Consider the following 2,685-nt stretch of genomic DNA (forward strand, 5'->3'; position numbering starts at 1 on the left):
ATTCAATCGTATTGTAACCGTTAGAGAAGCATAGGGAGGTACAATAAGAGCGTGATCTCAGATCGGAGCTTGTTTGAAGCTGAAGAAGCGGAGGTGGTATGCAAGAAGGAGCGTGCTCCTTCTGAGTAGCTTCCTACGGTGCAGGTAGCACACAAGGGGTGTTCCTGTCGCGGTAGTGAAGTGCCGATGCGCGGGCACGAGCAGATGCGGAGAGGTCTGGAGGTGGTACACGTCTGCCTGCTAGGGGTTAGCTTGTGCTGTGGCTGGTTCCTGAACGCAGGGCGTGTGCTGGCCTCTCGGTGGTAGCGCGTCGTTAGCGGTGCGTGAGGTGTGGCGAGCTAATGGCCGGGCGAGCTGGTGAGCACGCGAGCCAGGCGCACCGCTGCGACGCGGCTATAGAGGGTGTCGTCGGGCTGCTACTATGGCGTGGACGGAGCGGGAAAGCGTGGTCCGACTCGGGGCGGGTTGCCTTCGCCTGTCGGGTGCATGCTGAGGCAGGCAGACAGGCAGGCAGGAGGTAGCTATGTGGTGGTGGGGTGACGATGCCGCCGCCTCGAGAAGGCCAGGCTAAAGACCGTCCGTGAGGGGGTCTCCCGCGATGGTGGGGTTGTTGTCGGTTGGGATTTTTGGTTTTCTCTCATACAGTCCTTGTATGAGGATATCCGTCCAGCCAGCCAGTATCTCCTTTTGGTGCTCGGCGTATCATCGTATATAGCAAGGGATGATGTGTGTGGTGTGGTAGTGCGTGCCTCTGCCCCATGCGCGTCCCTCGCTGAGGCACTGGAGTGTCACCGGCTTCCTGCCGGCACTTCAGTATCGCGACAGGACAACCTGGCTGTCATCTCTCTGGGGACTGGGTGGTGGCCCTGTTCTTTGCACAGGGGTGGATGTGTGATGAGTGAAGACAGCAAGAGCGACAAGAAGGTCTATATCCTGGTTGAGCGCGCAAGCCGCCTTTCTCGTGGGGTGAGTCGCGCGCTCTGGCCTGCCAGAGCGCGACGGTTCGTAGAGACCAGCAAGGCTGCTCAGCGACGCCGGGCGCGCTTGATGCGACAGCGTTCCTCGCTGCCGCCAAAGTTGCGTAGCACGCAATGGTTATCACGTCTGTTTCTGGCCGCGCTTGTGGCCTCCTCGATGCTGAGCGGTGGCACCCTCGTGCTGGCTGTGCTCTGGCATCTCTGGTTTTTGCCGTTGTGTGCCGCCTTCGCCCTGGCGCTTTCCCTGCTGGCTCTCAGACCGCGCTGGCCCGCGAATCTGCCTTCTGTGCCCCTCTCGCAGCAAATGATTATGGATTCCTCTCTTCCTGCTTCCTCTTCTGCTGGACTTCCTTGGAAGAGCCTGCCTGGTCAACCGGGAGCGCCAGAAACGCCGATGCCAGATCCGCCCTCGCTTGTACGAGTGCTGGAAACTTTCGATCTCTCCCGTGGCGAGCTGGAGCCAGCCTTGACCGAGCTGCCCTGGCCGTCGATGCCACCCTCCGCCTCCGGGGCGCGCTGCGAGTGGGGAGAGCGTCATTCTTTCTCTAAGCCCACTCAGGCCCCTTTAGCGGATGAGCTGCCTTGCTCTTCTGCGGGTACTCCGACTGGCTGGGAGCCTGCTCTCTCCCCGCTTGTCGCTCCTTCTCCCCCCCTGGTTGGCCCCACTAGCAACCCAGGCCAGGCGGGTATTCAGGCTTGGCCTGAGTCTCTGGAGCAGGACTTGCAGGCTCAGCCTCCACGGTCAGCCAGTAGTGTCGGGCGTCCGACGGAGATCCCAAAGACTCAGCCCCGTCATGGCGCTGAGTCTGGAGAGACAACAGAGGTGGCTCGCTCTTGTTCTTTGACGGAGCTGGAGAACCAGCAGGGTGAAAGCGAACAGCTATGACCTTTGGGGGAGATCTGTTGACCTGGCTCGCTCGCTCTGGGTATGATTCCCCAGAAAATGAGAGTGTTGGGTGCTTGGCTGATAAGCTTCCACTGGCCCAGTCAGCCGCAGGTAGACATGCCAACGGCAGTCGGCAGCAGTTCCCTTCCCTGGAGGCAGCAGTGAGCGAGCAGCAGATTCAAAAGGTAAAAGTCAGGCGCTTGATGCATGTGGGCCTCTGGTCCAGCGATGTTGCAACTCAAGCCCGCTTCTATCGCCAGGTGGTGGGTCTTGATCTGCGCTCAAGCGAAGTGCGCACAGTAGGGCAAGAAATGGAGGTCGAGGCGGCTAGCGCCTTTCTCGCTTTGGGTGATGAACATCATTGCCTGGCCCTCTTTGCTGATACCCGCGATTCTCGTTCTGGCAAGGCAGATAGTCGCTTTGTGCTGCCTCAGAGCCGGCTGCATCATATTGCTTTCGAAGTGGATACAGAGGCCGAATTAGCGGCCCTGGCCGCGCGCCTGAATATGTTGGGGGTAGAGCTGGCTTTCGAGCCTCGTGACGGCGATAGCGAGCGTGGTGATACGCTCTGGTTCCGTGATCCCGATGGCAACCGTATCGAGATCGCTGTGGCCTCCGACGAGGCCTTTACGCAGTACGCCGCTGCCAGCGGACGCCGACAGGCGCGCCTGCGCCCTCTCGCGCTCCAGCATGTAGCGCTTCAGACACCACATTTGGAGGCAATGGTTGAATTCTATACGGAAGCCCTGGGCTTTGACATCTCTGACTGGCTGCTGCGTGAGTGGGCCTGGCTGCGTTGCAACACCGATCATCATACCCTGG

Annotated in this window: 2 protein-coding genes; both read left to right on the plus strand. The window is 60.1% G+C overall.

Annotated elements, in window-relative coordinates:
* Positions 1-894 precede the first annotated feature (894 nt).
* A complete protein-coding gene (locus IRZ24_RS19110) occupies positions 895-1,863 on the plus strand; it encodes a hypothetical protein (RefSeq protein ID WP_297167967.1) in 969 nt (322 codons plus the stop codon).
* A 74-nt stretch (positions 1,864-1,937) separates the two neighbouring features.
* Positions 1,938-2,685, plus strand: a 748-nt coding sequence (locus tag IRZ24_RS19115; protein ID WP_297167969.1) for a VOC family protein, incomplete at its 3' end; no start/stop codon positions are given.

Source organism: Thermogemmatispora sp. (genome assembly GCF_019683755.1).
In the GTDB taxonomy this organism is placed as follows: Bacteria; Chloroflexota; Ktedonobacteria; order Ktedonobacterales; family Ktedonobacteraceae; genus Thermogemmatispora.

Bases quoted from the DNA above. Each gene is read 5' to 3' on its own strand.
- IRZ24_RS19110 (WP_297167967.1), top strand. From the start codon at position 895: ATGAGTGAAGACAGCAAGAGCGACAAGAAGGTCTATATCCTGGTTGAG.